Genomic DNA, 1198 nt, shown 5'->3' on the forward strand with positions numbered 1-1198 from the left:
CGCGCCCGCCTTAGTCGTATCTTACTCGACGATCGAGGCGACGATGCCGGCGCCGACGGTGCGGCCGCCTTCACGGATGGCGAAGCGCAGCTTCTCTTCCATCGCGATCGGCACGATCAGCGTCACGTCCATCGTCACGTTGTCGCCCGGCATCACCATCTCGGTGCCCTCGGGAAGCGTGCACACACCGGTCACGTCCGTCGTGCGGAAATAAAACTGCGGACGGTAGTTGGTGAAGAACGGCGTGTGGCGGCCGCCCTCCTCCTTGGTCAGGATGTACGCCTCGGCCATGAACCGCGTGTGCGGCTTCACCGAACCCGGCTTGCACAGAACCTGGCCGCGCTCGACACCTTCACGATCGACGCCGCGGATCAGCGCGCCGATGTTGTCGCCCGCCTGGCCCTGGTCCAGAAGCTTGCGGAACATCTCGACGCCCGTCACCGTCGTCTTCTTGGTGTCGCGAATGCCGACGATCTCGACTTCCTCGCCCACCTTCACGATGCCGCGCTCGACCCGGCCCGTCACCACCGTGCCGCGACCCGAAATCGAGAACACGTCCTCGATCGGCATCAAAAACGGCTGGTCGATCGGACGCGCCGGCGTCGGAATGTAGCTGTCGACTTCCTTCATCAGCGCCCGCACCGCGTCCTCGCCGATCTCCTTGTTGGAATCCTCAAGGGCAGCCAGCGCCGAACCCTTCACGATCGGAATGTCGTCGCCCGGAAACTCGTAGCTCGACAAAAGCTCGCGAACCTCGAGCTCGACCAGCTCCAGAAGCTCCTCGTCGTCGACCTGGTCGACCTTGTTCAGGAACACCACGACCGCCGGAACGCCGACCTGGCGCGCCAGAAGAATGTGCTCGCGAGTCTGCGGCATCGGGCCGTCAGCCGCCGAAACCACCAGGATCGCGCCGTCCATCTGCGCCGCGCCAGTGATCATGTTCTTCACGTAGTCGGCATGGCCAGGGCAGTCGACATGCGCGTAGTGCCGCGCTTCCGTCTCATACTCCACATGCGCCGTCGAGATCGTGATCCCGCGCGCCTTCTCCTCCGGCGCAGCGTCAATCTGGTCATACGCGCGGAACTCGCCGAAATACTTCGTGATCGCCGCCGTCAAAGACGTCTTGCCGTGATCAACGTGACCAATCGTCCCGATGTTCACATGCGGCTTGTTGCGCTCGAATTTGCTCTTGGCCATC

General features: G+C 63.4%; 1 protein-coding gene. It reads right to left on the minus strand.

Annotation, left to right across the window (positions count from 1 at the left end; genetic code table 11):
- Positions 1–21 precede the first annotated feature (21 nt).
- Entirely contained in the window at positions 22–1197 is a 1176-nt protein-coding gene (tuf, locus tag MJ956_RS18695) for an elongation factor Tu (RefSeq protein ID WP_253965923.1), read from the minus strand.
- Position 1198: the final 1 nt, after the last annotated feature.

The organism is Aurantimonas marianensis (genome assembly GCF_024195285.1).
Lineage (GTDB): Bacteria > Pseudomonadota > Alphaproteobacteria > Rhizobiales > Rhizobiaceae > Aurantimonas > Aurantimonas marianensis.